Source organism: Thermotoga sp. RQ2, from assembly GCF_000019625.1.
Taxonomy (GTDB): Bacteria; Thermotogota; Thermotogae; order Thermotogales; family Thermotogaceae; genus Thermotoga; species Thermotoga maritima.
Genome location: NC_010483.1, coordinates 971,441 through 997,360, shown reverse-complemented (window position 1 = coordinate 997,360; position 25,920 = coordinate 971,441). Strand labels below are relative to the sequence as shown.

At 45.5% G+C, this 25,920-nt stretch carries 24 protein-coding genes and 1 CRISPR repeat array; of the genes, 8 read left to right on the top strand and 16 right to left on the bottom strand.

Translation table 11 applies throughout. The features are described 5' to 3' along the window. Positions 1 to 31: 31 nt before the first annotated feature. The 10 genes from rny to TRQ2_RS04905 form a co-directional block, all read right to left on the bottom strand. Complete coding sequence (rny, locus tag TRQ2_RS04950; RefSeq protein ID WP_012310845.1) at positions 32 to 1,555, bottom strand: ribonuclease Y; 1,524 nt, start codon at positions 1,553 to 1,555, stop codon at positions 32 to 34. Then, positions 1,555 to 2,040 (bottom strand): regulatory protein RecX, encoded by a 486-nt coding sequence (locus TRQ2_RS04945; protein ID WP_010865419.1) that lies wholly within the window; start codon positions 2,038 to 2,040, stop codon positions 1,555 to 1,557. The genes rny and TRQ2_RS04945 overlap by 1 nt, the downstream gene beginning before the upstream one ends. Continuing rightward, positions 1,970 to 3,040: a recombinase RecA gene (recA, locus tag TRQ2_RS04940; protein WP_012310844.1), complete on the bottom strand. Its 1,071-nt coding sequence runs from the start codon at positions 3,038 to 3,040 to the stop codon at positions 1,970 to 1,972. Before recA ends, TRQ2_RS04945 begins: the two co-directional genes overlap by 71 nt. After that, entirely contained in the window at positions 3,033 to 3,596 is a 564-nt protein-coding gene (thpR, locus tag TRQ2_RS04935) for an RNA 2',3'-cyclic phosphodiesterase (RefSeq protein WP_004082411.1), read from the bottom strand. Before thpR ends, recA begins: the two co-directional genes overlap by 8 nt. A 3-nt stretch (positions 3,597 to 3,599) precedes the next feature. Next, on the bottom strand, positions 3,600 to 4,121 hold the full coding sequence (gene pgsA / locus TRQ2_RS04930; RefSeq protein ID WP_012310843.1) for a CDP-diacylglycerol--glycerol-3-phosphate 3-phosphatidyltransferase: 522 nt from the start codon (positions 4,119 to 4,121) through the stop codon (positions 3,600 to 3,602). Further along, entirely contained in the window at positions 4,118 to 5,410 is a 1,293-nt protein-coding gene (gene rimO / locus TRQ2_RS04925) for a 30S ribosomal protein S12 methylthiotransferase RimO (RefSeq protein ID WP_012310842.1), read from the bottom strand. The genes pgsA and rimO overlap by 4 nt, the downstream gene beginning before the upstream one ends. Further along, positions 5,407 to 5,946, bottom strand: a complete 540-nt coding sequence (locus tag TRQ2_RS04920; protein WP_008194281.1) for a DUF4416 family protein — start codon at positions 5,944 to 5,946, stop codon at positions 5,407 to 5,409. Before TRQ2_RS04920 ends, rimO begins: the two co-directional genes overlap by 4 nt. Then, entirely contained in the window at positions 5,934 to 6,509 is a 576-nt protein-coding gene (locus tag TRQ2_RS04915) for a RodZ family helix-turn-helix domain-containing protein (RefSeq protein WP_012310841.1), read from the bottom strand. Before TRQ2_RS04915 ends, TRQ2_RS04920 begins: the two co-directional genes overlap by 13 nt. 71 nt (positions 6,510 to 6,580) lie before the next feature. Then, positions 6,581 to 7,258 (bottom strand): endonuclease V, encoded by a 678-nt coding sequence (nfi, locus tag TRQ2_RS04910; RefSeq protein ID WP_012310840.1) that lies wholly within the window; start codon positions 7,256 to 7,258, stop codon positions 6,581 to 6,583. A gap of 4 nt (positions 7,259 to 7,262) precedes the next feature. After that, the gene (locus tag TRQ2_RS04905) at positions 7,263 to 8,456 is read right to left on the bottom strand and encodes an LCP family protein (protein ID WP_041434311.1); all 1,194 of its coding nucleotides are present in this window, start codon (positions 8,454 to 8,456) and stop codon (positions 7,263 to 7,265) included. 43 nt (positions 8,457 to 8,499) lie between these two features. Between TRQ2_RS04905 and TRQ2_RS04900 the strand changes: the two genes are divergently transcribed. After that, positions 8,500 to 9,459: an L-lactate dehydrogenase gene (locus tag TRQ2_RS04900; RefSeq protein ID WP_012310838.1), complete on the top strand. Its 960-nt coding sequence runs from the start codon at positions 8,500 to 8,502 to the stop codon at positions 9,457 to 9,459. Here TRQ2_RS04900 and ecfT read toward each other — a convergent pair. Beyond that, entirely contained in the window at positions 9,385 to 10,200 is an 816-nt protein-coding gene (gene ecfT, locus TRQ2_RS04895) for an energy-coupling factor transporter transmembrane protein EcfT (protein ID WP_012310837.1), read from the bottom strand. The two genes, TRQ2_RS04900 and ecfT, sit on opposite strands and share 75 nt — an antisense overlap. Next, positions 10,197 to 12,581 carry a Lon protease family protein gene (locus tag TRQ2_RS04890; protein ID WP_012310836.1) on the bottom strand — a complete coding sequence of 795 codons (2,385 nt, stop codon included), beginning with the start codon at positions 12,579 to 12,581 and terminating at the stop codon, positions 10,197 to 10,199. Before TRQ2_RS04890 ends, ecfT begins: the two co-directional genes overlap by 4 nt. A gap of 99 nt (positions 12,582 to 12,680) precedes the next feature. Here TRQ2_RS04890 and minD point away from each other — a divergent pair, with 99 nt between their 5' ends. The 3 genes from minD to TRQ2_RS04875 are packed head-to-tail and all read left to right on the top strand — an operon-like array spanning position 12,681 to position 14,190. Beyond that, a complete protein-coding gene (minD, locus tag TRQ2_RS04885; RefSeq protein ID WP_004082421.1) occupies positions 12,681 to 13,496 on the top strand; it encodes a septum site-determining protein MinD in 816 nt (271 codons plus the stop codon). 4 nt (positions 13,497 to 13,500) lie between these two features. Next, a complete protein-coding gene (locus TRQ2_RS04880) occupies positions 13,501 to 13,776 on the top strand; it encodes a hypothetical protein (protein WP_004082422.1) in 276 nt (91 codons plus the stop codon). 15 nt (positions 13,777 to 13,791) lie between these two features. Next, complete coding sequence (locus tag TRQ2_RS04875) at positions 13,792 to 14,190, top strand: secondary thiamine-phosphate synthase enzyme YjbQ (protein WP_012310835.1); 399 nt, start codon at positions 13,792 to 13,794, stop codon at positions 14,188 to 14,190. A gap of 1 nt (position 14,191) precedes the next feature. Here TRQ2_RS04875 and TRQ2_RS04870 read toward each other — a convergent pair whose 3' ends face one another. Continuing rightward, on the bottom strand, positions 14,192 to 15,358 hold the full coding sequence (locus TRQ2_RS04870; protein WP_012310834.1) for a type III PLP-dependent enzyme: 1,167 nt from the start codon (positions 15,356 to 15,358) through the stop codon (positions 14,192 to 14,194). 233 nt (positions 15,359 to 15,591) lie between these two features. On the opposite strand from TRQ2_RS04870, the gene TRQ2_RS04865 reads away from it, so the two are divergent. The 3 genes from TRQ2_RS04865 to TRQ2_RS04855 all read left to right on the top strand — a co-directional run bounded on the left by TRQ2_RS04865 (position 15,592) and on the right by TRQ2_RS04855 (position 18,082). Next, positions 15,592 to 15,792, top strand: coding sequence for a cold shock domain-containing protein (locus tag TRQ2_RS04865; protein ID WP_004082425.1), 201 nt, complete (start codon positions 15,592 to 15,594; stop codon positions 15,790 to 15,792). A 96-nt stretch (positions 15,793 to 15,888) separates the two neighbouring features. Then, complete coding sequence (gltX, locus tag TRQ2_RS04860) at positions 15,889 to 17,283, top strand: glutamate--tRNA ligase (protein WP_012310833.1); 1,395 nt, start codon at positions 15,889 to 15,891, stop codon at positions 17,281 to 17,283. 34 nt (positions 17,284 to 17,317) lie between these two features. Then, complete coding sequence (locus tag TRQ2_RS04855) at positions 17,318 to 18,082, top strand: metallophosphoesterase (RefSeq protein ID WP_012310832.1); 765 nt, start codon at positions 17,318 to 17,320, stop codon at positions 18,080 to 18,082. On the opposite strand, the gene TRQ2_RS04850 is transcribed toward TRQ2_RS04855, so the two are convergent. Next, positions 18,066 to 18,815 carry a radical SAM protein gene (locus tag TRQ2_RS04850; RefSeq protein ID WP_012310831.1) on the bottom strand — a complete coding sequence of 250 codons (750 nt, stop codon included), beginning with the start codon at positions 18,813 to 18,815 and terminating at the stop codon, positions 18,066 to 18,068. The two genes, TRQ2_RS04855 and TRQ2_RS04850, sit on opposite strands and share 17 nt — an antisense overlap. A 74-nt stretch (positions 18,816 to 18,889) precedes the next feature. Here TRQ2_RS04850 and TRQ2_RS04845 point away from each other — a divergent pair, with 74 nt between their 5' ends. After that, the gene (locus tag TRQ2_RS04845; protein WP_011943489.1) at positions 18,890 to 20,416 is read left to right on the top strand and encodes a bifunctional UDP-sugar hydrolase/5'-nucleotidase; all 1,527 of its coding nucleotides are present in this window, start codon (positions 18,890 to 18,892) and stop codon (positions 20,414 to 20,416) included. Positions 20,417 to 21,051: 635 nt separating this feature from the next. Further along, positions 21,052 to 22,884: a CRISPR direct-repeat array (repeat unit 20 nt; unit sequence TTCCTTAGAGGTATGGAAAC). A 48-nt stretch (positions 22,885 to 22,932) separates the two neighbouring features. Here the strand turns inward: TRQ2_RS04845 and TRQ2_RS04840 are convergent. Next, positions 22,933 to 24,885, bottom strand: a complete 1,953-nt coding sequence (locus tag TRQ2_RS04840; protein ID WP_012310830.1) for an IGHMBP2 family helicase — start codon at positions 24,883 to 24,885, stop codon at positions 22,933 to 22,935. Next, positions 24,882 to 25,919 (bottom strand): L-Ala-D/L-Glu epimerase, encoded by a 1,038-nt coding sequence (locus TRQ2_RS04835; protein WP_012310829.1) that lies wholly within the window; start codon positions 25,917 to 25,919, stop codon positions 24,882 to 24,884. Before TRQ2_RS04835 ends, TRQ2_RS04840 begins: the two co-directional genes overlap by 4 nt. Position 25,920 lies beyond the last annotated feature (1 nt).

Here is a 25,920-nt window from a genome sequence, read left to right as displayed (position 1 = left end):
GGGGGCTTGAAGGTTTTCCATATCAAAACTCTTACTTCGCGTAAGCGACGCTTCTTTTCTCTCTTATCACCACAACTTTCAGAACACCAGGATACTCGAGCTCTTCTTCTATCTTTTTAGAAATATCGTAGGCGAGTTTTTCAGCGAGAGCGTCATCCACTTTGTCGGGTTCCACAATCACTCTAATTTCTCTTCCAGCCTGAATGGCGTAGGCCTTTTCAACGTACTTGAAGCTTTTTGCTATCTCCTCCAGCTTCATAAGACGCTTGATGTAGTTCTCCAGACTCTCTCTTCTCGCACCTGGTCTTGCCGCGGAGAGAGCATCAGCAGCTGCCACGAGTACTGCTTCAGGTGTCATGGGTTCTTCTTCTCCGTGATGGCTGAGAATCATGTTTATGATGTCTTCTTTTTCTCCGTATCTTCGGGCAAGCTCTGCACCTATGGTCGTGTGTGAACCTTCCAGCTCCTGATCAACAGCTTTTCCTATATCGTGGAGGAGTCCTCCTCTTCTCGCTTTGTCCGCGTTTAGCCCAAGTTCAGAAGCCATGTAACCGGCGAGCAGAGCCACTTCTATCGAATGGTTCAGAACGTTTTGGCCATAGCTCGTTCTGTATTTCAATTTTCCAAGGAGTTTCACAAGCTCCGGATGGAGCCCCATAACACCCGCTTTGAACGTCGCCTCCTGTCCAGCTTCTTTTATGGCTTTCTCCACTTCCTGCTTTGCTTTTTCGTACATTTCTTCGATCCTTGCAGGATGTATTCTTCCATCCGCCACCAGTTTTTCCAGAGTGATACGGGCTATCTCTCTTCTCAGAGGGTTAAAGCAGGAAAGAACCACCACTTCCGGGGTGTCGTCTATTATCAAGTCCACACCCGTGATCTTTTCAAATGTCCTGATGTTTCTTCCTTCTCTACCTATGATTCTTCCCTTCATGTCATCCGACGGTAGAGAAACGGTAGAAACGGTGATTTCTCCTACATAATCCGGTGCGTATCTCTGAACAGCGAATGCTATGACTTTCTTGGCTTCCTTCTCAGCTTCTTCTTCAACCTGTTCTTTCATCTCTTTGTAGAGTTTCGCAAGGTCGTGTTCGTACCTCTGCCTTGCTTCTTCGAGGATGAGTTCTCTTGCCTCTTCTACAGTCATACCGGCAAGGCGTTTCAATTCTTCGTCGATTCTTTTTTCCTTTTCTTCGACCTCTCTCATTTTCTCTTCCAGATTTGCTTTGAGTTCTTCAACCTGCTGTTCCCTTTTCTCAAGGTTCTCTTCTTTTCTTGTCAGGAGCTCTTCTCTTTTCAAGAGTCTTTCTTCTAATGCTCTCAATTCCTCTTCTCTTCTGGATCGCTCTTTTTCGAATTCTTCTCTGAGCCTGTGAACTTCCTCTCTTCCTTCTATTATCGCTTTCTTTTTTATCTCGTTTGCTTCTTTCTCCGCCTTTTCAATGATGGTTTGAGCGTCTTCTTTCGCTTTTCTGAGCTTTTGATTTATCTGATAGTTTGCTATTAAATATCCAATCAGAAGACCACCGGCTCCTGCTACTATGTACCACAGCATCATTCTTCACCTCCATCTATTTTATTGAGAATTTCTTCGATGAGAGAAGAATCGAACCCTCTTCTGTAGAGATAATCTCTTAGCTCCCATCGATCTTTGAATCGCCCTTTCAATCTCTTCAATTCCTCGTGAAAATCGATCTCCTCCAGAGCCTTTTCGATTGCTCTTTCTATGATCTCTTCATCCACTCCAAGTGATTTGAGCTTCATTTTCACGACTCTCGGTCCAAAGAGTTTCAACCGCATTTCGTCGAGTGCAAAGAGATAAGCCGCTTTTTCGTCGTCCAGATATCCCTGCTTCTTCAAGGTAGTAATGGTACTTTCCACTTCCTCATCTGCGAAGCCCTGTTTCTTCAATCGTTCGCGAAGTTCGTCTTCAAATCTGACTCGATATTTGAGGAGCCTCAACGCATAATTAAGAGGCTTCTTCGCCTGAAGATTTCTTTTCTTTCCTCTGTTCTTCTTTCTCCACTGATAGTAATCCATATTTTTCTCTTATTCTCCTTTCGATCTCTCCTGCTATTTCAGGGTTGTCTTTGAGAAACTGAACGGCGTTCGAGCTTCCCTGCCCAAGAGAAACTTCCTCACCTTTGAGAGTGGTGTAGTAATACCAGCTACCTTTTCTGTCTACTATCCCTTCATTTACAGCGATATTGAACAGCTCGTACTCTCTATCGATTCCTTTTCCGTATATGATGTACGTCTGTGCGGTTTTGAACGGAGGAGCAACCTTGTTCTTCACGATCTTCACGTTTATCACGTTTCCTATCACGTCTTTTCCTTCCTTTATGGGCTCACCCCTCCTGACTTCCATCCTCATGGTTGCGTAGAATTTCAAGGCGAGTCCACCGGTTGTGGTTTCCGGGCTCCCAAACATAACACCTATCTTCATTCTGATCTGGTTCGTGAATATCACTACCGCCTTTGATTTGTTCACACTTCCCGCGATCTTTCTCAGTGCCTGCGACATGAGACGTGCCTGAAGACCCACCTGCATGTCTCCCATGGCACCTTCTATTTCCGCTCTGGGAACGAGAGCCGCAACGGAATCAACAACTATGAGGTCAACCACACCACTTCTTACGAGTTCATCCACTATTTCGAGTGCTTGCTCCCCATGATCAGGCTGAGAGATGAGAAGACTTTTCAGATCCACTCCAAGGTTTTTCGCGTAAACAGGATCCAGTGCGTGCTCTGCGTCTATGAAAGCAGCCACTCCTCCCATCTTCTGGGCCTCTGCTATGGCGTGGAGTGCAAGGGTAGTTTTTCCACTCGATTCCTGACCAAAGATTTCCACGATCCTTCCTCTTGGATATCCTCCAACACCCGTTGCGATATCGATGGCGAGGGACCCTGTTGGTATCACCTCTACAGGCTGAACCTGGGTTTCATCACCCAGGATCATTATGGAACCCTTTCCAAAGTTTTCTTCTATTCTCTTCAACGCTTTCTCCAGGACACTCTTTTTCTGTTTTTCCTCAGGCATACCTGATCAATCCTCCTTCAAACTGACATTCGTAGAGAACTTTGTAGATGGGACCTGTCGGTGTTAACGTGGACGAGTAAATCTTGAATCTGTCCACCGCAACTTCGATGGGCGGAAAATCGATGTCTTCGATCAGTTTTTCCCACTTGTCCGGGTAGTACTTCACCCTTCCAATTGTAATGTGAGGAACGAACTTCTCTTCAAACGAGAAACCGTGGTGAGACAGCTCGTTTCTGAGCTCTTCGTAGAGTTTCATCAAGCGATCGGTGTTCTCCACTCCGAGCCAAAAGACGCGCGGAGACATCTTCCTCTTGAAGTACCCAAAACCTTTCACGGTGAACGAAAAAGAAGGAAAACCTCTCACTCTTCTACAGAGGTGTTCGGCTATTTCGGAGATTTTCTGCTCGTCAACCTCTCCCAGGAAAAAAAGCGTGAGGTGCATGTTTTCTTCAGAAACCCACGTTGCACCAAAGCCTCTTTTCATGAGTTTTTCTATGATCTCAGAGGCTTGCTTCTTGACTTCTTCGTTGACATCGATAGCAATGAAGGTTCTCATGAACTATCCCTCCAATTTCGTGATTCTTGCGATATCGATCGTGTACGTGATCCAGGAGATCACCGTTACTGCGAATGAAAGCAGCACAAAAAACGTAAGAAGTGCGCTACTCAAAAAGCCCATCTTGAAGAGATACACACCGATCAGCACCACAAATTGAGAAACAGTCTTCGCCTTCCCTATCCACCTCGCTGGCACGACGTTTCCTTTGCTGGCTGCGAGTATCCTGAGGCCGTTTATAAAGGTGTCCCTTGCAAAGACAATCAGAACGTACCACAGCGGAAGAACATCCAACATGGCCACTGCCGTGGATATCACGAGGATTTTGTCGGAAACCTGATCGAAGACCTTTCCAAAATCTGTTACCTGGTTTTTCTTCCTCGCAAAAAAACCATCGAGATAATCTGTGAAAGCCGCAAATACAAAAATCAGGAACGACAAAGAGATCCAACCTTCCATGTAAAACCAGACAACAGGAATTACCAGCGCCGCTCTCAACAAAGAAAAAAAGTTCGCAAGATTCATGTCACTGACCCCCACATGTCGTACTCGTCGTGCTCTTTTATCACCACTTCAAGAAAGTCTCCTATCTTCCCTTTCCCTCTTACAAAAACCACTCCGTCCACTTCAGGTGCTTCCGTCCAGGTCCTTCCCACAAGAAACTTCCCTTCTTTTCCCTCAACCAGGAACTTCAATTTTCTTCCAATGAATCTATCAAGCCTGCTGTTTGAGATCTCCGCCTGGAGAAGGAGCAGTTCTTCCTGTCTTCTTTTTGCCACTTCCGGGTCAACTTTCTCTTTGAGGTTGAAAGCAACCGTTCCCTCCTCGTCCGAATAAACGAAAGCTCCGAGTTTGTCAAACTGGATTTCTTCCACGAAACGCTTGAGTTCTTCGAAGTCTTCTTCAGTTTCTCCCGGAAATCCCACGATTATACTCGTTCTGAGGACCGCGTCCGGGAACCTCTCTCTGATGCTCGAAAGCATTTTTTTCAACTCTTCTGAACTCTTCGTTCGTCCCATTAGTTTCAATATTTTATCGCTTCCATGCTGCACTGGAACATCGAAATACTTCACAACCTTATCCAGTTCCAGCATTGCGCTTATTATTTCCTCTGTCAGATGATCCGGATGAAGGTACATAACCCTGATCCAGAACTCTCCGTTTAGACTGTTCAGTCTCCTCAAAAGATCAGGCAGCGCTTGCTTTCTATAAAGATCAATTCCATAGGACGTTGTATCCTGAGCGACGAGAATTATTTCTTTCTTTCCTTCTTTCAAAAGGTCTTCTACCTCGTGCGTTATGTCTTCTATGCTCCTGCTTCTCAGACTTCCTTTGAACGAAGGTATGGAACAGAAAGTGCATCCTCTGTCACACCCGTCGGATATCTTCACGTAAGCGTAGGGTCTCTCCTCCAGATCGATTCTTTTTCTGTATCTGTACACGGTCTCCGGTCGATTTGGAACAAGATCTGTACCCTTTTCAAGGGCATTCGCTATCTCTTCAGGATCTACAACACCTATCCACTGATCCACCTCGGGGATTTCTTTTTTCAGCTCTTCGTAATAACGCTGAACAAGACAGCCTTTCACAACCAGTTTGTAACTGTACTGATCCTTTGCATCTATGAAAGAGAAGATTTCATCTATTGATTCTCTCTTTGCGTCTTCTATGAAAGCACAGGTGTCCAGCACAACCACATCCGCATCCTTCACATCGAAAACTATCTCGTGACCTCTTTCTCTCAACACACCTGCTAGAATCTCACAATCCGCTTCGTTTTTCGGACATCCCAGAACCTTTATACCAACCCTCACTTCATCATTTTCCTCCTCTTTTTGAGGTACAGCTCCCTGATCTTTTCAAGGTGCTTTTTGTACTCTTCTTCTCTGTAATTTGGATAGGTGAACTCCATGTGCCTGAATTCTCCTCGCACGTAAACCAGTGTTACCTCTGCGTAGATCCCTTTGCCTATGTAGATGCGGTTTCCCCAGTGTTTGGTCGAAGCAAGAACAAATTGTGTGTGATGAATGTATCCCGGATCTATGTTGACTTTTCTCTTCCCTTCTATCGAGAACATCTTCTCTATCTCGTTGGTTTCGCGCTTTATATCCGCCAGTTGGAAAGGATGGACGAGTCTTTCAAAACTCACGAGTCTTCCCTTCAAACCCTGTCCCATCTCTTCCGAATAGTAAAGAGTGTACTTCTCAAAATCGAGAACATCAGAAACGTAGTCCATGGGTCCAAAACGTTCTTCGAGAACGGGCCTCACTTCGTTGAACCAGTAATCTATGTGTGATGCGAACACAAACATCACAAGATTCACCATGTCAGGTACCTTCACTTCTCCCATGAAACACCCACCTCGAACTTTCTGATCTTTACTTTCCATTCCTCGGAAGCCGTTTTCAGAACCACGTCGCTTCCGGATTCAACAGTGTATTTCCCTTCTTGAAGAGGAATCTCTCCACTCACACTTTTACCGTTCACGATCGTTCCTTCTGGTGCAACAAGATAAGCAGGTGGTGTCTGCCGCAGTTTCACATTCTCCATCACTGAAAACAGAAGAAGAACCAGTCCCGCTATCAGAAAAAAGAACATCACCAGGTCTCTTGTCTTTTCTTTCCCTTTCTTTTTTCTCGGCTTCTTCTCTTCAATTTCTTCAGTCGTTTCTTCTTTGCCTTCTTCGTACAGTTTGAGCATCTCATCTGGGGAGAGTTCGAGGAACTCCGAGTATCGTTTTATGTAGCTTTTTATATAGACTTCTGCGTCAAGTCCCTTCAGATCCCCTTCCTCGATCCGCTTTAATTTCGACGGATTTATGTTCGTGAACAGAGAAACGTCGAGAAGGGTTATTCCTCTTTCCTCCCTCTTTTTTCTGAGAGTCTCACCGAGTTCCTTCCATTTTTCGCTCAAAACAATCTCCTCCAGACCCCCGTGTCTGGTATCCTGAGGCTGAATTTATTTTATCACAGCCGAAAAATCTTTCAGAAAAGGCCTTTTTTGAGCCGTTGTGTGTAGATGTGTGCCAGTCTGGTGGGTTCCGGTATCCTTCTCCCGGGTAAGGTAAAAGCCTTGACCAGTCTTTTCGAACTTTCAACGTCCATGAGATGGCCCGGAGACACGAAAACAGGAGCACTTCCTTCTTTTGTTCTGACCACACAGCCTATTATCTCCTCGCCGTCGTAGAGATAACTCCAGGAACATCTTTTATCTTCAGGCATTTTGAACGTTCCATACAGTCTGGATTTTGCCACACCAATGGTCGGGATCTCTATGAAGAGTCCCATGTGGGAGGCTATCCCAAGTTTTCTGGGATGTGCCAGCCCCTGACCATCGAAGACTACAACATCGGGTTTCGTTCTCAGCTTTTCCCAGGCCTTCAAGAACAGAGGCCCTTCTCTGAAAGCGAGAAGCCCCGGGATGTAGGGAAAAGTTATTTCTCCCCTTTCAGAAACAATCTCCACTATTCTGAAAGAAGGATATTCGAGTACCACTATCACCGCGAGCCCTTCTTTTTTTCCCGGAAACGAAAGATCTACTCCTGCCACGTACTCGGGCTCTCCTTCGTATGGTACAAGCTTTATCTTCTTTCTGAGTTCGTTCTGCACCTTTATCGCTTCCTCCGGAGAAAGATCCCATCCGTGAAGCTTCCTGTAATCCATCGAATCACTCCCTGAAATCGTCTATCAGAATCAAAGCAGATACCGGAAAATCGGGGTATATTCTGTTTTTTACAAGACCTTCCAGTATCGTGTAGTACATCGTGTAATCTTCCGGCCTGTCGAATCTGTGCACTGTAAAATGCCTGGAAGGATGTGCTTTCTTCAGAATGCCCAAGATATAGTCCTCCTTTTCTGGTTCCCCTATGAAGACGTGGTCTCCCTCGAATTTCTGCGATATTCCCACGTCTTCCCAAACAACACGGTCTGGCTCGAATCCAACCCTGTCCTTCCACACTCCCCTCAGGCTGGCTTCGAATACCCTCGAAACAAGCGATGAGATGTTCACAACAAGGAAATTCACGCGATACTTCTCCTGAACGCTGCTTCCAATGAGATTCTTTTTGAAAGAACCGAGTCTTCTTTCATCCACAAAGATGCTTCCGTCGCTATCCACCTTGTACGGAAGTGTCGAAAAGCTCACCCTAACACTGTTTTTCAATTTAGAAAAGAGCGTTAGAATCTCTGGAAGGCCGATGTCCGTTTCGATGTAAGGACTTATCTTTTTGTAAAGTACGGAAATTTCGAGAGGATTTCTTGAAAGGGCCTTGCTGAGAAGTTTCTTCAGTACATCCTTCTGTCTTTCTATTCGGGCAAGATCTCCCATGGAGTCTTTCCTGTATCGTATGTATGCAAGAAGCTGTTCTCCATTCAATTTGTAAGGAACACCAGGTTTGAAATCTATGACGAGATTCTGCGACAGATCTTCATAAAACATGACCTCGTTTGGTATCACCTCTATTGGTCCCAGTTCATCCCCGAGTATTTTGAAAGCCTCGTAGTTGAATATCACGTAAGAATCCGGTTTCAGTCCCAGAAGTGATTCGATGATCTGAAATAGTTTTTCCATTCCATAAGTGTTGTAAATCGCGTTGATCTTTTTTCCCTCTATCATCAAATCCCTGGGTATCGATACAAAAGAGAGATTTCCTTTTTTCCAGTCCAGCACACCAACAACTATCACATCGGTTCGAACGGTGTGTTCGATCTCTTTATCTTTTCCCAGAACGAGAAACACGTAAGGGTTTTTCACCTCACCCTTGAAGAGATAAGATACCATCTTATCCAGTAAAAAGAAGGATGATATAATTAAAAAGAAGGCTAAACTAATTGAAAGTGACAGAAAGATTTTCTTCAACACGATATCACCCTGACTGTATTCTATCACCGGGGAGGTGATTCTGATGAAAATAGGTATCGTAGGACTCGGAAGGGTTGGTTCCAGTACGGCTTTTGCACTCCTGATGAAAGGTTTTGCGAGGGAAATGGTTCTGATAGACGTCGATAAGAAAAGAGCAGAAGGAGACGCGCTCGATCTCATTCACGGAACGCCTTTCACAAGAAGAGCGAACATCTACGCTGGAGACTATGCGGATCTGAAAGGATCAGACGTGGTGATCGTCGCTGCGGGAGTACCTCAGAAACCAGGAGAGACGAGGCTTCAGCTTCTTGGGAGAAACGCAAGAGTGATGAAAGAAATAGCGCGAAACGTCTCCAAATACGCTCCCGATTCGATTGTCATCGTGGTCACGAATCCCGTCGATGTCCTCACGTATTTCTTCCTCAAGGAGTCCGGAATGGATCCCAGGAAGGTGTTCGGTTCCGGAACGGTTCTCGACACAGCAAGACTCAGAACTTTGATAGCGCAACACTGCGGATTTTCCCCAAGAAGTGTGCACGTGTACGTGATAGGAGAACATGGAGATTCAGAGGTTCCTGTGTGGAGCGGTGCCATGATAGGAGGTATCCCCCTACAGAACATGTGTCAGATCTGTCAGAAGTGCGATTCGAAGATACTGGAAAATTTCGCTGAAAAAACCAAAAGAGCCGCGTACGAGATCATAGAGAGAAAGGGAGCCACCCACTACGCCATAGCTCTCGCCGTGGCCGACATAGTGGAGAGCATCTTCTTCGACGAAAAGAGAGTGCTGACGCTTTCCGTTTATCTCGAAGATTACCTCGGTGTAAAAGATCTCTGTATCAGTGTTCCTGTGACCCTTGGAAAGCACGGAGTGGAAAGAATCCTCAAACTGAACCTGAACGAAGAAGAGCTGGAGGCCTTCAGAAAGTCAGCCTCCATATTGAAAAACGCCATCAACGAAATAACGGCCGAAGAGAACAAGCACCAGAACACCGGCGGTTGAGAGGACGTAGAGTGTGTCCATCGGTTTCCACTTTATGTCTTTGAACCGTGTTTTTGGAGGCTCGCCCGTGTAGAGACGAGCCTCCATGGCCACAGCCAGCTCCTCAGCTTTTCTGAGGGCCGATATGAGAAGGGGCACTATTATCACCACAAGCGCTCTTATTCTGTCGAAAAATTTTCCTCTTTCGAAGTTTGCTCCCCTGGCAATCTGGGCCTTCAAGATTCTGTCCGCTTCGAGCGCCAGAATAGGAACGAATCTCATCGCAATGGTCATCACCATTCCTATTTCATGGCCGATTTTTCTGGCACCGAACGTCGAGAAAATACTTTCTATGGCCCTGGCAGAAAGCAAAGGAGGAGTGGTGGCAGAGAAATTCTCAGCAAGGAGGATTATGAGCACCAGCCTGAACATGATGTAAACGGCAGACCATATAGCTCTGTCGGTGATTATCCAGAAGATTTTTTCACCCTCTGATGAGGAAAGGAACTGAACCAGAACCGCAAACACAAGGAAAAACCAGAGACTCCTGAGTCCCGCAAGGTAAACCTTGAATCCTGTTCTGCTCAGAAACATCAAAAGGAAGACAGCCAGACCTGGCACAAGGTAGAGCAAAAGATCGGGTACGATCAGCACAGCGGAAATGAGAAGGATCATACCCAGGAGTTTCGCTCTTGGGTCGAGTCTGTGAACAATCGAATCAACTGGAATGTATCTTCCTATCAGAACTGTCGACAATCTCATTTTTTACCCTTTTTCTTCTTTTTCTTTCCTTCTTCCGAGACCCCATCGAGGAGTTTTTTCATCTTCTTCAATTCTCGGTAAACCAGGTAATTCACGCTGTTCCTTTCGAATTTTCCGGTCTTTGTAACCTTTCCGGCCTTCATTCCCATGACGATCTCAATCGCGTCATCTATGGTTTCCACGGTCCATATATGGAAAAGGCCTTTCTTCATGGCCTGGACGATTTCATCCTTCAGCACCAGATTCTTCGCGTTGGCTTTGGGTATGATCACGCCCTGTTCCCCATCGAAACCGCGAGTTTTACAGGCTCTGTAGAAACCCTCCACTTTCTCCACGATTCCTCCAACGGGCTGCACTTCACCGTGCTGATTTATGGAACCCGTTACGGCTATTCCCTGTTTTATGGGCACTTTAGAAATGGCAGAAAGGAGAGCCAAGGCTTCTGCAAGTGAAGCACTGTCCCCCTCCACTTCACTGTAAACCTGCTCGAAGCTGATAGACGCGCTGACGGAAAGCGGAAAGTCCTGAGCGTATCTGCTCCCCAGAAATCCTTCCAGTATGAGAACAGCCTTGCTGTGGATTTTCCCACTCAGATCCGCTTCGCGCTGAATGTCAACAACACCCGGTCTTCCAAGATAGACCTTCGCGGTGATTTTCACAGGAACACCAAAAGAATGATCTCCAAGATCGAGAACTGTAAGACCGTTTATCTGTCCCACTCTGGATCCGGTTACTTCGATCATGAGATCGAATGTTTTTATCATTTCGTCGTATTTCTCTTCGAGGAGATTCCTTCTGTTCTCCATTGCTTGATATGCCTTGAGAACGTGGTCAGAAGTGGTAACTTCTGCTCCTTCCAATCTTGCGAGTTCCCCCGATTCAACTATGAGATTCACTATGTCTCCAAACACAGCGGAAAGTTTCGTACTGTTTCTGGCGTTTCTCATCGCGTACCATATGACTCTCTTCACAGCGCCTCTGTCGAAGTGAGGAAGATTCTTTTCTCGACAGACAGACGAGATGAAGGATACGTACTTCTGGACGTTCAATTCGTTTCTGGGTATCTCCCAGTCGAACTCCGCTTTTATCCTGAACAGCTTTCTGAAGTCTGGATCGAGTTCGTAAAGAAGTTCGTACAAATAGGGTGTACCAATGATGACGACTTTCAAATCGAGGGGTATTTTTTCTGGCTTCAGAGTGATCGTGTTTGAAACTCCCAAGGTGTGCTCGAGATTTTCAACGGAAATCTGACTTTCCATGAGAACTCTCTTCAGGTTGTACCACGCGTAAGGCTGACTCAAAAGCCGCTCGGCCTCGACGATCAAAAAACCACCGTTCGCTTTGTGGACACTGCCTGGCCTTATCATACTGAAATCCGTGTGGAGGAAACCGCCTCTCACGTAGTACTCGATCTTTCCGAACAGATTGGAATAAGTGGGATTCGTTTCATAAATGACGGGGGCGCCTGTGAGATCCGAGTTGTCCACGATCAGATTCAGAGAGTACTTCCTCATGTATATCTCTTTTCTCTCCCGAGCGTCCATTCTCAAAAAGTCCAGGAGATTCTCCACAATATCCTTCTTTACAGACTCAAGGAATTCTTTCACACCTTCGTTTTCGAATTCACTCTCCACTTCAACAAAGAGTGGATCAATGGCGAAGAGTGCCGTTCTTTTGTGGAACTCTTCGAGGGATTTTCTGAACTCGATATCCAGCTTCCTGATTCTGTAGAGCGTCCCATCCACTAGATGCTTCAACTTCATCTGCCTTTCTTCGATTTCCCTTATGGCCTGGTCTGGTAGGGCATTCACCGCTTCTGGTGGAAGCGGTTTCCCGTCCACCACAGGCAACATAACGACGCCGGCTGGAGTCAGCTGAACCACGAAACCGAGTTCGCTCGCCTTTGCCTCTAAACTCTCCCAGAGCTGCTTTCTCATGAGAGCGTATTTTTCTTCCATTTCGGAAATCTTTCTTGCGAATTCCTCGCTTTCGAAGGATTTGTTCAAAGCTTCAACCACTTCATTGATCAAATCTTCGAGCCTCTTTTTAAACCTCCTTCCCTGTCCCGCTTTGAAAGAAATGGCCTTTGGTTCATACGGATTCTCGAAATTGTAAACATACCCCCAGTCGTTCGGCACGGGAAGTTTCTTCGCGACATCCTGGAGCATCATCTGGACAAAGGTTCTTCTTCCCGTTCCCGTCATTCCTGTAACGAAGATGTTGTAACCCTTTTCTCTGATTCTTATTCCCGTTTCGATAGCCTCTTTCGCCCTCTTTTGACCTATAAAACCTTCGTTTGGAGGGACCTCCTCCGTGGTCTGAAAATTCAAAAAATCAAGGTCGAAACTGTTTATCTCATCGGGCCTCAATTTTCTGATCACCCTCTCACTCCTCATGAGGTAATTTTTTGTACGATCACATTTTATTGTACAATATTTTGAGGAGAAAACTGTTCAGGTGAACGAGAAAGGGTGGGATTGATGGGAAATGTCATAGTAGTGACTTCTGGAAAAGGAGGGGTGGGTAAAACCACCATAACGGCTAATCTCGGATGCGCCCTGGCCAAACTTGGAGAGAAGGTGTGTCTTATTGATGCCGACATAGGATTGAAAAATCTGGACATAGTTCTTGGGTTGGAAAACAGAATCGTTTACACCATGATCGATGTAGTGAATGGTAAGGTCTCTCCCCAAGAGGCTCTTGTCAAACACAAAATGCTGAAGAATCTGTATCTTCTTCCTGCTTCGCAGATAGCCACGAAAGAAATGATCTCGCCGAACGACATGAAAGCCATTGTGAAAGAACTGATACCGCACTTTGACTACATCATAATCGATTCCCCGGCCGGTATCGAAAGGGGGTTCAGAAACGCTGTTGCCCCAGCTGAGAGGGTGCTTGTTGTCACAACTCCGGAGCTTCCGGCAATCTCTGACGCGGATCGTGTGATCGGTCTTCTGGAAAACTTCGGATTTTCCGATGAGAAGATAAACGTGATCATAAACAGATTCAAACCGCACATGGTGAAAAAGGGAGAGATGCTCACCACTGACGATATCAAACACACACTGTCACTGGAGATCATAGCCGTTATACCGGACTCAGAAGATATCATAGTTGCTTCAAACACAGGAATCCCGGTTTCATTAAACGGAAATTCGAGGATTTCCAAAAACTTCGAAAACCTCGCAAGAAGAATTCGGGGAGAGGGTGTTCCTCTAGAGAACGATTTCGTCACCGTCTCAAAGGGTCTCATCGACACGCTGAAAGACTTCTTCTCAAAACTCAAGAGGGGATGATATTATGAAGTTCCTGTTCTGGGAGTTCGGAAAGAAAAACAAAAGCAGAGAAACCGCTAAAAAAAGGCTGGAACAGATAGTTGGGACAACAAAAAGAAGACAGATGAACATAACAGAGATCATTCCAAAAGAGATACTCGACAAGAATTCGGATAAGATAAAAGAGAGAATCGCCAGCTGGCTTTCCGAGACTTTCAACGTTGAAAAAGAAAAGATAAAGATAGATCTCGAAGAAAGAGAAGGTCATGTGGTGATAATCACAAATGTGTTTTTCAAATGAAGAGGGGGGAAGTAGATGCTTAAGAGACTCACAGTTCGAACTTCTTCTCGAACACAGTTCGTGGATATCACTTCGGAGGTTGTGAAGGTCATAGAAGAATCTAAAGTGAGAAACGGTATCTGCGTGGTTTTCGTTCCGCACACCACCGCGGGTGTCACAATAAACGAAAACGCAGACCCGAGTGTGAGACAAGACATAATGAACACGCTGAACAAGCTGGTTCCACCGTCGGCTGGTTACACACATCTGGAAGGAAACGCCGATTCTCATATAAAAGCGTCTCTGGTGGGATCTTCTGTCACTCTCATAATAGAAAACGGACGCCCTCTCCTCGGAACCTGGCAGGGAATATATTTCTGCGAATTCGACGGCCCGAGGACAAGGAGCGTCTATGTAAAAGTCGTTGAGGGATGATTCAATCCAGCACTCGTGTTTTGATTTTCTCCTCTATTGAGATCTCCGTGAGTTCTTCGATGAAAACCATTTTCGGTGGTTCTATTCCGTTGAAACGGGTGTTGTACTCCACCGTGTAAGCCCCCGCGTTTATGAAACACACAAGGTCGTTCAAGGTGATGCTCTTTGGAAGTAAGATTCTGTCGTATATCACATCGACGCTGTCGCAGGTGGGACCCGCCAGATGGTACTCTTCGAGCTCTTCTCTTTCTTTTCCAAGGACTCTGACTTCGTACTCGAAGTTTTGGATAGTTTCCGCGAGCCCGTGAAACACTCCCGCGTCTATGTACACCCATTTTTCACCGGATCTTTCGCTCTTCAAAAGCACCTTTGTAACAAGCCAGCCCGCTTCTCCAACCATGTACCTTCCAGGCTCGGCTATCACTCTCAAATTGTGGACAAACCAGAGGTTTTCGTCTATCGCCTCTTCGATTGCCTTTCCTATTTCTTCCATACTCGGAATTGGCTTTGTGTGCTGAACAGGAAAGCCTCCACCAACGTTCAAGAGGAAAAGGTTTAAACCGGATCTCATGGCTTTTTTGAACACTCTCCCCGCGATCTCTATCGCTTTTTTCCAGCTTTCAGGATTCAAATTCTGAGATCCCACGTGAAAACTCAATCCCGCGGGGATCAGTTTCATCTTCGAAGCATAGGAGAGAAGCTGAAGAGCATGCTCTGGATTGGTTCCAAACTTTCTGGAAAGGGGCCAGTCTGCGTCTGCACCATCCGTTTCCACTCTCACAAAAACGAAGCTTCCAGGAGCATTTATAGCGACTTTTTCCACTTCCATCTCACTATCCACTGCAAAGAGCCTTATACCGTTTTTGTACGCGAACGCGATGTCTTCCTCTCTTTTTATGGTGTTACCAAAACTCATTCTCTTCCCATCCACACCAAGTGCGAGGAGCTTTTCTATCTCCCCCTTGGAAGCCACATCGAAATTACTCCCCAACCTGGCAAGAAGGGATATAATACGCGGGTGGGAGTTTGCCTTCACAGCGTAGTAAATATCCGCTTTTTTGAGAGCAGCTTTCATCTCCAGATATTTCTTTTCCACGACCGACAGATCGAAAAGAAGAAAAGGCGTTTTCACTACTTCAAGGGCTCTTCTAATCCAGTATTCCATCATGGACTCCTCCTCAACAGGATATGGTTATGCATATAAAGAATAGGTAAAAAACTCTTTCATAGAAAGACCCATTAAGTTAAATAAATATGTCTTTAGGATAAAACTAAGATTTCAAAACACCGTAAACCCCTTCTGATGAAGAATACAGAGATTTTGACAAAGCCGTATCCGGGGTGTACACTTAGGAGGTGCCGCCTTGAGCGGAAAGATTTTTAAGAAGGAGTGATTTTTTCATGAGAGGTACGGTTAAGTGGTTTGACTCCAAGAAAGGCTACGGTTTCATCACCATGGAGAACGGAGAAGACATCTTCGTTCACTGGTCAGCGATCCAGATGGACGGTTTCAAGACCCTCAGGGAAAACGAAACAGTCGAGTTCGAAGTCCAGAAAGGTACCAAAGGACCTCAGGCTGTCAATGTGAGACCTGTTAGATAATAGAGGTCGAAACCGAATCCAGGCCCCGGTGTTCATCACCGGGGCTTTTTTTGATATATTAGAAGTCGGATCAAAAAAATCAGGAGGTGCTTTGAATTGGTGAGAGTCAGGTTCGCCCCGAGTCCAACGGGTCATCTCCACGTTGGTGGAGCGAGAACTGCTCTTTTCAACTGGATGTTCGCAAGAAAAGAGGGTGGAAAGTTCATCCTTCGAATAGAAGACACCGATACTGAGAGAAGCTCAAGAGAATACGAACAGCAGATCCTGGAATCTTTGAGGTGGTGCGGTCTCGATTGGGACGAAGGACCTGACATAGGGGGAGATTTCGGCCCCTACCGGCAGAGTGAAAGACTCGAGATCTACCGAGAATACGCTAAGAAGCTGGTGGAAGATAAAAGGGCCTATTACGTGGTTTACGATAAGGAAGATCCCTCTAAAGAACTCTTCACAACTTACGACTATCCCCACGAATACAAGGAGAAAGGGCATCCCGTTACCATAAAATTCAAAGTTCTTCCCGGAAAGACCTCTTTCGAAGATCTTTTGAAAGGCTATATGGAATTCGACAACTCCACCTTAGAAGATTTCATCATCATGAAGTCGAACGGATTTCCCACCTACAACTTTGCGGTCGTGGTGGACGATCATCTCATGAGAATCTCCCATGTGTTCCGCGGTGAAGATCACCTTTCTAACACCCCAAAACAGCTCATGATATACGAGGCCTTCGGATGGGAAGCACCCGTCTTCATGCACATTCCTCTGATACTGGGACCGGACAGAACACCTTTGAGCAAAAGGCATGGCGCCACTTCCGTTGAACACTTCAGAAGGGAGGGCATTTTGAGCAGGGCATTGATGAACTATCTTGCACTTCTCGGCTGGAGAGTGGAAGGAGACGAGATCTTCACTATAGAAGAGAAACTTCAGTCATTCGATCCAAAGGATATTTCGAACAAGGGAGTCATCTTCGACTACCAGAAACTCGAGTGGGTGAACGGAAAGCACATGAGAAGAATCGATCTCGAAGACCTGAAGAGGGAATTCATCGAATGGGCAAAGTACGTGGGAAGAGAAATTCCCTCCCTGAATGAAAGCTACTTCACGGAGGCCCTCCGCATATGTCGGGAGAAGGTGAACACACTCTCTCAGCTGTACGACATTATGTATCCGTTCATGAGTGACGATTACGAATACGAAAAGGACTATGTAGAGAAATTTTTGAAGAGAGAAGAAGCCGAAAGGGTGCTTGAAGAAGCAAAAAAAGCCTTCAAAGATCTCAACAGCTGGAATATGGAAGAGATAGAAAAAACATTGAGAGATCTTTCTGAAAAGGGTCTGGCATCGAAAAAGGTGGTCTTTCAGCTCATAAGGGGAGCGGTTACTGGAAAGCTGGTAACACCCGGTCTTTTTGAAACCATAGAGGTGCTGGGAAAAGAAAGAACACTGAAAAGACTTGAAAGAACTTTACAGTTCTTAAAGAAAACTTAAAAAATCACGCTTTATAATAGTTGAGGGTGACAAAATGAGGCTTGCCTTCTTTGGAGATGTTCATGGAAATTTCGAAGCGTTGAAGGCCGTTCTGGAGGACATGGAGAACAAAGGTGTCGATGAAGTGTTCTGCCTTGGAGATTTGGTCGGCTATGGACCCGATCCTGAAGCTGTTGTACAGACAATCATGGAAAAAAACATCAAAACGATTATGGGAAACTACGACGATGCTGTTGGCTATTCCAAAGAGAGCTGTGGTTGTTCCTACGCACCCGGAAGGGAAACAGAGGTTGGAGACATCTCCCTCAAGTGGTCGATCGAAAACACTTCTGAGAAAACCAGAGAATTTTTGAGAAATCTTCCCAAAAAGCTGAGTTTCGAAGTTGAAGGAGTCAAATTCTTGCTCGTTCATGGAAGTCCTCTAAACGAACTCCTCGAGTACGTGAAGCCCAACACTCCTCCAGACAGGCTGAAGAAGATCGTGGAATCGGTCGAAGAGAATGTTGTTGTGAACGGACACACTCACCTTCCCATGGTGAAATGGGTTATGGGAAAGCTCGTTCTGAACCCAGGAAGCGCCGGAAGACCGAAAGATGGTGATCCGAGAGCGTCTTACATGATCGTTGATGTTGAAAACGGTACGGTCAGCTTTGAAATAGTGCGTGTCAGGTACGATGTGAAGACAACCGTAGAAAAGATCGCAAGAAACGGCCTCCCAGTTGAACTTGCGACCGTTCTGGCACTCGGACAAACGTTCGACATGGGACCAGGGAAAGTCACTTTCACCCTCGGCCGATGAAGGCACAGCATCCTTTGAACTCACCCGTCCCGCCGACGGGCTTTGTGATGACATCCACGAGATCTTTCAACTCGCTTTGAAGCTTCTTTCTGTATTCCCCCCTCGGTTGCATACAGCCGAGGATTACTCTTTTGAACAGTTTTTTTGCCTTCTCGAAGAGTTTCACAACCTCCTGGAGATCCGGTGGGAAAGATTTTCCAAACTTCGTTCCGGGAGTTGGAATGAACACGTTCAAAACAACGGTGTCTGTCTCCTGAGACAGGATCTCGAGCGCTTTTTCTTCGTGGGTGATCTTTCCACCCGTTATTCCTACCGTGATGTGAAACACCACGTTCTCATAAAAGTGAGCGATATCTAAAATTTCCTGTGGAGTCAATGCGAGTCCGTAGATGCTTTTCAAAACGGTTTCATCACCGAAGAAATCCATAGAAACGACGTCAGCCAGCTCCTTTGCAACCTTGGACTTTTGAAACCCCACGTGAAAGTTGTAAAGAAGACCGTGGGATTCTTTCAGCTCCTTCAAACGTTCGTAATACTTTTCAAACGGAATGGAACCATCTGGAAGCATTCCGCCGCTTATCAGAAAGTTTCTGTAGCCTTTCTTCACAAAGGCTGGAATTTCATCCACGGAGATCATGTGTTTCAAATAGTGCGCTCCACAGTGAGGGCAGTTGAGCGAACAAAACGTGCCGGTCACGCTCACGGGAATCGTGTGAGATGGATCCACCGTCACGAGTGAAACCTCCTTAACAGAATCTCACAATATGTTAGCACATTAGAGTTAAAATCTCTGAAGGGGGTGATATCATGAGAAAGTTCCTGGTGATCCTTCTGGCTTTATTGATAACCGCTCTGCTTCTTGGTGCAAGACTCACCATTCTCCATGTCAACGACACACACGGTCACGCTTGGGCATTCGATGAGTATCGTAATCCCGGAATTGGGGGCCTTGCAGCCATCGCAACGATCGTAGAAGAGGTGAAAAGGGAAGTCGAGAGTCAGGGTGGGTACGTGATCTTTCTCCATGCGGGAGACCTGAACACCGGTGTTCCAGAGTCCGATCTTCAAGATGCCATACCAGACATTGTTGGATTCAACATGATAGGACTCAAAGCCATGGCCGTTGGAAACCACGAGTTCGACAATCCAAGGGAAGTACTCGAAAAACAGATGAAATTCGCAGATTTTCCGTTCCTTTCAGCGAACATAGTAAAAGAAGATGGTGAACCGTTCTTCAATCCATACATCGTCGAAGATCTCGGTGAGCTGAAAATCGCCATCATCGGCTTCACCACAGAAGAAACGGAGATCCTGGAACCCCTCTACCTCGAAGGTCTGAAGTTCGAAAACGCCCTGAAAGTGGCCCAGAAAATAGCACCCGAATTGAAAAAACAGGCAGATGTTGTGATCGCTCTTGCGCACCTTGACTGGGGAGAGCCGAAGAAGGAAGACATCACCACGACACACCAGCTGGCAGGAGTTGAGGGAATAGACGTTGTGATAGCAGGGCACAGCCACGTGCTTGGATCTGACGTTGTGGACGGAAAGATAATAGCTTCGGCCGGAGAATATGGAAAGTACGTTGGAAGACTCGATCTGGACATCGAAGACGGAAAGATCGTGGCGTGGCACTGGGAAGCGATACCCGTTAATTTGAAGGTGTACGAAAACGAAAAGTACAGGTACCTCGGGAAGCCGTACCTCGAAAACAGATACGTCGCAAAGGCTCTTGAATACTTCAAGAAAGTGGGAAATGAAAAACTCGATACCGTCATAGGAGAGACGAAGATCTACCTCGATGGTGAAAGAGAACACGTCAGATCGAAAAGCACGAATCTTGCCAACCTCATAGTGGACGCCATGAGATGGAAAGTGGGGGCGGATATCGCTTTCACAAACGGTGGAGGTATCAGAGCCTCTATAAAACCTGGAAAGATCACTGTGAGAGATATACTGACGGTTCTTCCGTTTGGAAACACTCTCTACGTACTGGAACTCACCGGTGAACAGATCATGAAAGTGCTCGAGTACGCCGCTACCATTCCGGAAGGTAAAGGTGCGTTCCTCCAGGTTTCCGGCCTCACTTGGAAGAGCAAAGACGGAAAAGTCGTAGAGGTTCTCGTGAACGGAGAGCCGCTCGATCCAGAGAAAAAGTACAAAGTGGTCACAAACAACTACATGGCAGGTGGTGGAGACGGTTATGTCATGTTCAAAGAGTGGGACGGATACGACACGGGATACCTCATGTCAGACGCCGTCATTGAGTACATCCAGAATGTTCTGAACGGGAAAATAGAAGAGTACGACGATTCGCAGAGGTACGTGAGAGAGTAACTGGAACAGTTCGAAGAGTTCAGGTTGAGGCGGGGCAATCCCGCCTCTTTGGTTTTTGATATTAAAAATTAACTTGAAAATTATTGATATTTACTAATTAACTTTTATGCATACAAACCAGGTTAGTTCCAATCATTCACAAAGTAGGTGATGTGTGTACTTGGCATTGGAAGAACGATACAGAGTATGCAATTACCGGTAACGAAAAATTTCATGCGGGTTTGTGGTACCGGAAGCTATGCGTTAAAAAAGGAATAATGGATGATATGAAGAGACAATATGAAGAGAATTTGTGGTAATCGATGACGTGTAAGTGCTTTGAATTCGAGAAATTAGTAGTTAACTTCTAACACACTGAGGAATACCTTCTTTCATCTATTTGTGAAACATGGAACTAATCGATTTTTACCAGAAACACCCCAAAATGCCCTGACGTAGGTTGATATAATTTATCTTCTGTTTTTTGCTTGTGTTCTTTCGTTGTTGGACTATGCAATTATTCCATTTTTCCAAACAGTACTTGAAGGTGCTCTCTTGTGTGTTAGAATGGTTTATGGAAAGGAAGGATATGGAAGGTCAAAAAACATCTTGCTTTCAGATTGTGTTTGTGGTATAATTTCTCTTGAACTCAACGGGTTTCAATAATTCCTTAGAGGTATGGAAACCGTCTTCTATCGTCCACTTACCCGCTTCTACCATGGTTTCAATAATTCCTTAGAGGTATGGAAACGGGATAAATTCGTACCGAGTGCTTTGCTTGTTGACAACGTTTCAATAATTCCTTAGAGGTATGGAAACTCGCTTATGCTGAACACAACATCGCTCCACTCGACGAGTTTCAATAATTCCTTAGAGGTATGGAAACGTTGGATCTTCCTCTGCGAGCTTTTCCCACTTAGTCTGTTTCAATAATTCCTTAGAGGTATGGAAACGCTGTTGTTTGCTGAAGGTCTTCGAGTTGATTCTGGTTTCAATAATTCCTTAGAGGTATGGAAACCTTTTACACAAGAAACATCGCAGAAGATTATGCAGGTTTCAATAATTCCTTAGAGGTATGGAAACTAGTATGCCTATAGCAAACTATAGTATGCCTATAGGTTTCAATAATTCCTTAGAGGTATGGAAACTAGATCTTCGTCGTGAGGTAGTTGACGATCTCGAACACAGTTTCAATAATTCCTTAGAGGTATGGAAACGTCGTAGCGGGCAATGAGAAGATTTGCAACAAGCCCTGTTTCAATAATTCCTTAGAGGTATGGAAACAAGCATTTGCGAATCTTACAGCTATTCTTACTTCTCTTGGTTTCAATAATTCCTTAGAGGTATGGAAACAAGCCGTTGGCGTCTCTGGTGAGGGTAACTACGAAGGTATGTTTCAATAATTCCTTAGAGGTATGGAAACCCATTTGACAATTCCTATGTCAAGTTAAATCTACGTGTTTCAATACTTCCTTAGAGGTATGGAAACTCTCTACTTCTGAAAAACAGCATAAGACCGAATATGCGTTTCAATACTTCCTTAGAGGTATGGAAACCGGCAAGCACCAAGTTTTTATGGTCATTTGTGGCTGGTTTCAATACTTCCTTAGAGGTATGGAAACATAGTATCGTCGTAAAAATCATCATCTACTCGCAACGTTTCAATACTTCCTTAGAGGTATGGAAACACTTTTGATTCGCCAGGATTCCAAGCAGCTATGTGAAGTTTCAATACTTCCTTAGAGGTATGGAAACAGGGCGCCTCTGGACACACCCAGCGACCCCACCGGGTTTCAATACTTCCTTAGAGGTATGGAAACAGCCTTCACCTTCACCATACCTTTCACCCCCACCTTAGGTTTCAATACTTCCTTAGAGGTATGGAAACTCTACAGCGAAGGAAAAACAAACTTCAACGACAGCATGTTTCAATACTTCCTTAGAGGTATGGAAACAAACAGACAAACAGCGTATCATTCCTGCTTGCGAAGAGTTTCAATACTTCCTTAGAGGTATGGAAACCCTTCATCATCGCAAAAATGTCGGATCTTGCTAACTGGTTTCAATACTTCCTTAGAGGTATGGAAACAATGGCTTTGGGAGATGTTCAAAAAGGGATTGGAAGTTTCAATACTTCCTTAGAGGTATGGAAACCAAACCACTACATCCTCATACACACAATGCTAGGTGTTTCAATACTTCCTTAGAGGTATGGAAACAGGACAACGTCTATCTCCTCGAGCTCTGGCTTGACTGCGTTTCAATACTTCCTTAGAGGTATGGAAACAAATATTCCTCAAGTTGCTTTTTGAGATCGTCGTTCTCGTTTCAATAGTTCCTTAGAGGTATGGAAACTTAATTTCATTACGCAGCCAGGACTGGAGCAACCACAGTTTCAATAATTCCTTAGAGGTATGGAAACTAAACATATCCAGGTGATGAGTAAATCTCCTCAAGCTGTTTCAATACTTCCTTAAATGTACGAAAAAAATAACCCCCACATGAGTGGGGGGATGTTTTTGTTATAGACTCTCATATCAAAAGATCACGTAAGTTCCCTTCTTTTTCACGAACTCTACGAACCTTCTGTAAGTTGGATGGACAGAGAGCGTGCTCGAATCTCCCGTTGCTATCAGTTTTCTTTTCGCCCGTGTGAGTGAGACGTTGAGTCTTCTCAGATCTTCGAGGAACCCTATTTCACCGTTTTTGTTCGAACGCACAAATGAGATGATGATGACCTCTTTTTCCCTTCCCTGAAAACCATCCACACTGTGTACTTCTACTTTCGCTTCGATCAACTCTCTTATGAGATTCACCTGATCATCGTAGGGAGTGATGATCCCGATCCAATCCTCCTTCACCCCCATGGAGAGAAGCTTTTCCACAACCTCTTTCACGATCTGTGCTTCTAATGGATTCTCTCTCGAGGGAGAGTCTTTCCTTTGCCTTTCAAATCTGTCAGATCTGTTCTTTGTGTCTATGAAGACCAGAACGTTTTTTGGGGAGAGAACAACATCCCAGAACTTTCCAAAGTTCGGTATCTCCACTCCAAGGTCGAAGAGCGTTATGTTTCTGACTTCCTCGGCCGCTTTCAGTTTTCCGTCGTAAAATTCTTCACTCGGAAACGCCATCAAAAGTTCGTTCATTCTGTACTGGGTATCGAGAAGAGAAGACTTCTCGGGATATCGAGTTATGAGTTCTTCAAACAGTGTTCTCGAAAGGTCCTTCGCGTCTTCCGAGAGTATCGTGGGTGGAAGCTGTTTGTGATCCCCAGCGAGGACGAACTTTTTGCCTTTCGATATGGGAATGAGGATGCTTGGGATAGTTGCCTGAGAGGCCTCGTCAACAACTACCACATCGAAGACTATTCCCGATATTATTTCCAGAGCTGCGGATGAATTGGTTGAAAGCACAACCTGCGCTTCCCGTACTATCCTGTTCGCTATTATTTCCTCTTTGCGTTCTATGAGGTCCCTAATATCTTGAATCTGGCTGTTTAACTTTATCCACTCTGCCATCTCCTTTATCTTTTCCTTGGAAACTCCCCTGGCACTCCAGTTCTTCTCCGCGTACTCCAGGATCTTCTTGTCGCTGAGCCCCCTTCTCCACTGCGGTGAAGGTTTTGTGAAGCTGTCCCTTTTTTCGATCAACTTTGCGAGTTCTTCCTTCATCTTTTTTACTTTCTCGTACTCACTGCTTGTTTCGATTTGATGTGCGAGTGTGGACTCCTTCAGATGAGAGGACACGCGCGAAGGATGGCCAATTCTCACCAGAGACACTTTCCCCCAGAGCCTCTCCACGAGGTTGTCCACAGCAAGGTTACTCTCCGCTGTGACCAGAATTTTCTTTCCACGTGCTACTTCCTGTCTTATGTACTCCACGAGTGTTCTGGTCTTTCCCGTGCCGAAGGGGCCGTGTATGAGAAAGAAATCAGAACTTCCGAGGGCAAGGGAAACCGCTTCCCTCTGACTCTCGTTCAATCCTTCATCGAAGGGAGTGAACTCTTCTTCAAACGACTCTTCTGGCTTTCTCTTTCCAAGGAGAAACTCAAGGGCTTTTTTCCCTTCTGGAGAAAGCGTCATCAAGTTCTCTATCTGTCTTCTGAACGTGATGTCGCTCGCAAAGAGGTCTATCCTCACATTTTTGAGTTTCCACGATGGAAGCCTATCGACCGCTACCGTGATGAAACGCTCTCCTTTCTCTACAACCGTTCCCGTGTAATCACTCTTGAGGGGGTTTCCTTTGCTTATGAGAACAAGATCACCCACACCGATTTCTGTGTCTATCTTCTTTCTTCTTCCAAACCTCACAAGGAAATATCCAAGTTCTTCTCCTATAAATTTTCCTGTGAGACCCAGAACGGCACGACCCTTTTTCTCTCTTTCCTCCCCCGAGAGCCGCTTCATCTCATCGAACATTGCGTTTATTTCTGCGTTCCTTTCAAGTTCTACGAGCCTCACAAGCTTCTTTATGAACTGCTGAACCGTCATTGATCTTTCACCCTCATTCTCGGACCATCCTGGATGAATTTTCCTCTGAAAACTTCTTCCTTCAGCATCAGGTGACTGTCGAGGTCATGAAACTCAAAAGCTCCCGTTCCAAGCGCAAAATGAACACTCTGATTTATTCCGAGCGAGGACTCTCCCATGCATCCGATCATGAGCTTCAAACCTGACGATTCTGCTATCTTCACTATGGCAAGAGCGTCGGAAATTCCCGACTTCATGAGTTTTATGTTCACGTAATCAACCGCTTCTTCCTTCACAAGCCTCATCACATCGAACTTCGTCCTCGCGGATTCGTCCGCCGCGACGGGAAACGGAGAGTGGAACCTCACGAACTTCAAGCCTTCTATGTCTTCCCTCCTCACAGGTTGTTCGTACACAGCGATGTCTATTCCTTTTTGATATACTGCTCTCGCGAACTCCACCGCCTCCTTCGGGGTGTATCCCATGTTCGCGTCAACTATGTACTTCGCTCCGCGGGTGACTTTCGCTATCTCTTCCACGGCTTCGATGTCTTCCTTCAAATTCTCTCCAACTTTTATCTTGATCACTCTGAAACCCTCTTCGAATATCTTCTTTGCTTCCTTCACACGGTTTTCGACGGTGTCTATCCCAACTGTTTTGTCCGTTTCTATCTCATCTCTTTTTCCTCCAAGGAGATAACAGACCTGTGTTCCAAGTTCTTGAGAGAGAGCGTCCAGTGTGGCAAATTGAACGGCTGCTTTCAAACTCGGAAACCCGAAGAGCCTGTCTGTGATCTCGAAGATCCTGGCATAGTTTCGCACATCGATGCCTGTGATCATCTCCCTCACAGCGTTTTCTATTGCAAGAAGTGCTTCCACCCTTTCACCGTTCACTCTGAAGGAGGGAGACGCTTCTCCGTACCCTTTGACACCACTTTCCAAAACGATTTCAACCTCGACATTTCTGCTTTCGGAAGATACGCTTCCAGTTATGTGAAACGGCTTTTCGTATTCGTATCTCTTGAGAGAAAGCTTCACGTTCACGATCCTCGACATC

Excerpts from the sequence above, each read along its gene's own strand:
- thpR (WP_004082411.1), bottom strand. The coding sequence starts at position 3,596 with ATGAGAACCTTCATTGCTATCGATGTCAACGAAGAAGTCAAGAAGCAA.
- TRQ2_RS04945 (WP_010865419.1), bottom strand. The coding sequence starts at position 2,040 with ATGGATTACTATCAGTGGAGAAAGAAGAACAGAGGAAAGAAAAGAAAT.
- TRQ2_RS04840 (WP_012310830.1), bottom strand. The coding sequence starts at position 24,885 with ATGACGGTTCAGCAGTTCATAAAGAAGCTTGTGAGGCTCGTAGAACTT.
- recA (WP_012310844.1), bottom strand. The coding sequence starts at position 3,040 with ATGCCTGAGGAAAAACAGAAAAAGAGTGTCCTGGAGAAAGCGTTGAAG.
- TRQ2_RS04875 (WP_012310835.1), top strand. The coding sequence starts at position 13,792 with ATGCTTAAGAGACTCACAGTTCGAACTTCTTCTCGAACACAGTTCGTG.
- minD (WP_004082421.1), top strand. The coding sequence starts at position 12,681 with ATGGGAAATGTCATAGTAGTGACTTCTGGAAAAGGAGGGGTGGGTAAA.
- TRQ2_RS04870 (WP_012310834.1), bottom strand. The coding sequence starts at position 15,358 with ATGATGGAATACTGGATTAGAAGAGCCCTTGAAGTAGTGAAAACGCCT.
- TRQ2_RS04835 (WP_012310829.1), bottom strand. The coding sequence starts at position 25,919 with ATGTCGAGGATCGTGAACGTGAAGCTTTCTCTCAAGAGATACGAATAC.
- TRQ2_RS04900 (WP_012310838.1), top strand. The coding sequence starts at position 8,500 with ATGAAAATAGGTATCGTAGGACTCGGAAGGGTTGGTTCCAGTACGGCT.
- TRQ2_RS04855 (WP_012310832.1), top strand. The coding sequence starts at position 17,318 with ATGAGGCTTGCCTTCTTTGGAGATGTTCATGGAAATTTCGAAGCGTTG.
- TRQ2_RS04865 (WP_004082425.1), top strand. The coding sequence starts at position 15,592 with ATGAGAGGTACGGTTAAGTGGTTTGACTCCAAGAAAGGCTACGGTTTC.
- TRQ2_RS04920 (WP_008194281.1), bottom strand. The coding sequence starts at position 5,946 with ATGGGAGAAGTGAAGGTACCTGACATGGTGAATCTTGTGATGTTTGTG.
- ecfT (WP_012310837.1), bottom strand. The coding sequence starts at position 10,200 with ATGAGATTGTCGACAGTTCTGATAGGAAGATACATTCCAGTTGATTCG.
- TRQ2_RS04845 (WP_011943489.1), top strand. The coding sequence starts at position 18,890 with ATGAGAAAGTTCCTGGTGATCCTTCTGGCTTTATTGATAACCGCTCTG.
- pgsA (WP_012310843.1), bottom strand. The coding sequence starts at position 4,121 with ATGAATCTTGCGAACTTTTTTTCTTTGTTGAGAGCGGCGCTGGTAATT.
- nfi (WP_012310840.1), bottom strand. The coding sequence starts at position 7,258 with ATGGATTACAGGAAGCTTCACGGATGGGATCTTTCTCCGGAGGAAGCG.
- TRQ2_RS04880 (WP_004082422.1), top strand. The coding sequence starts at position 13,501 with ATGAAGTTCCTGTTCTGGGAGTTCGGAAAGAAAAACAAAAGCAGAGAA.
- rny (WP_012310845.1), bottom strand. The coding sequence starts at position 1,555 with ATGCTGTGGTACATAGTAGCAGGAGCCGGTGGTCTTCTGATTGGATAT.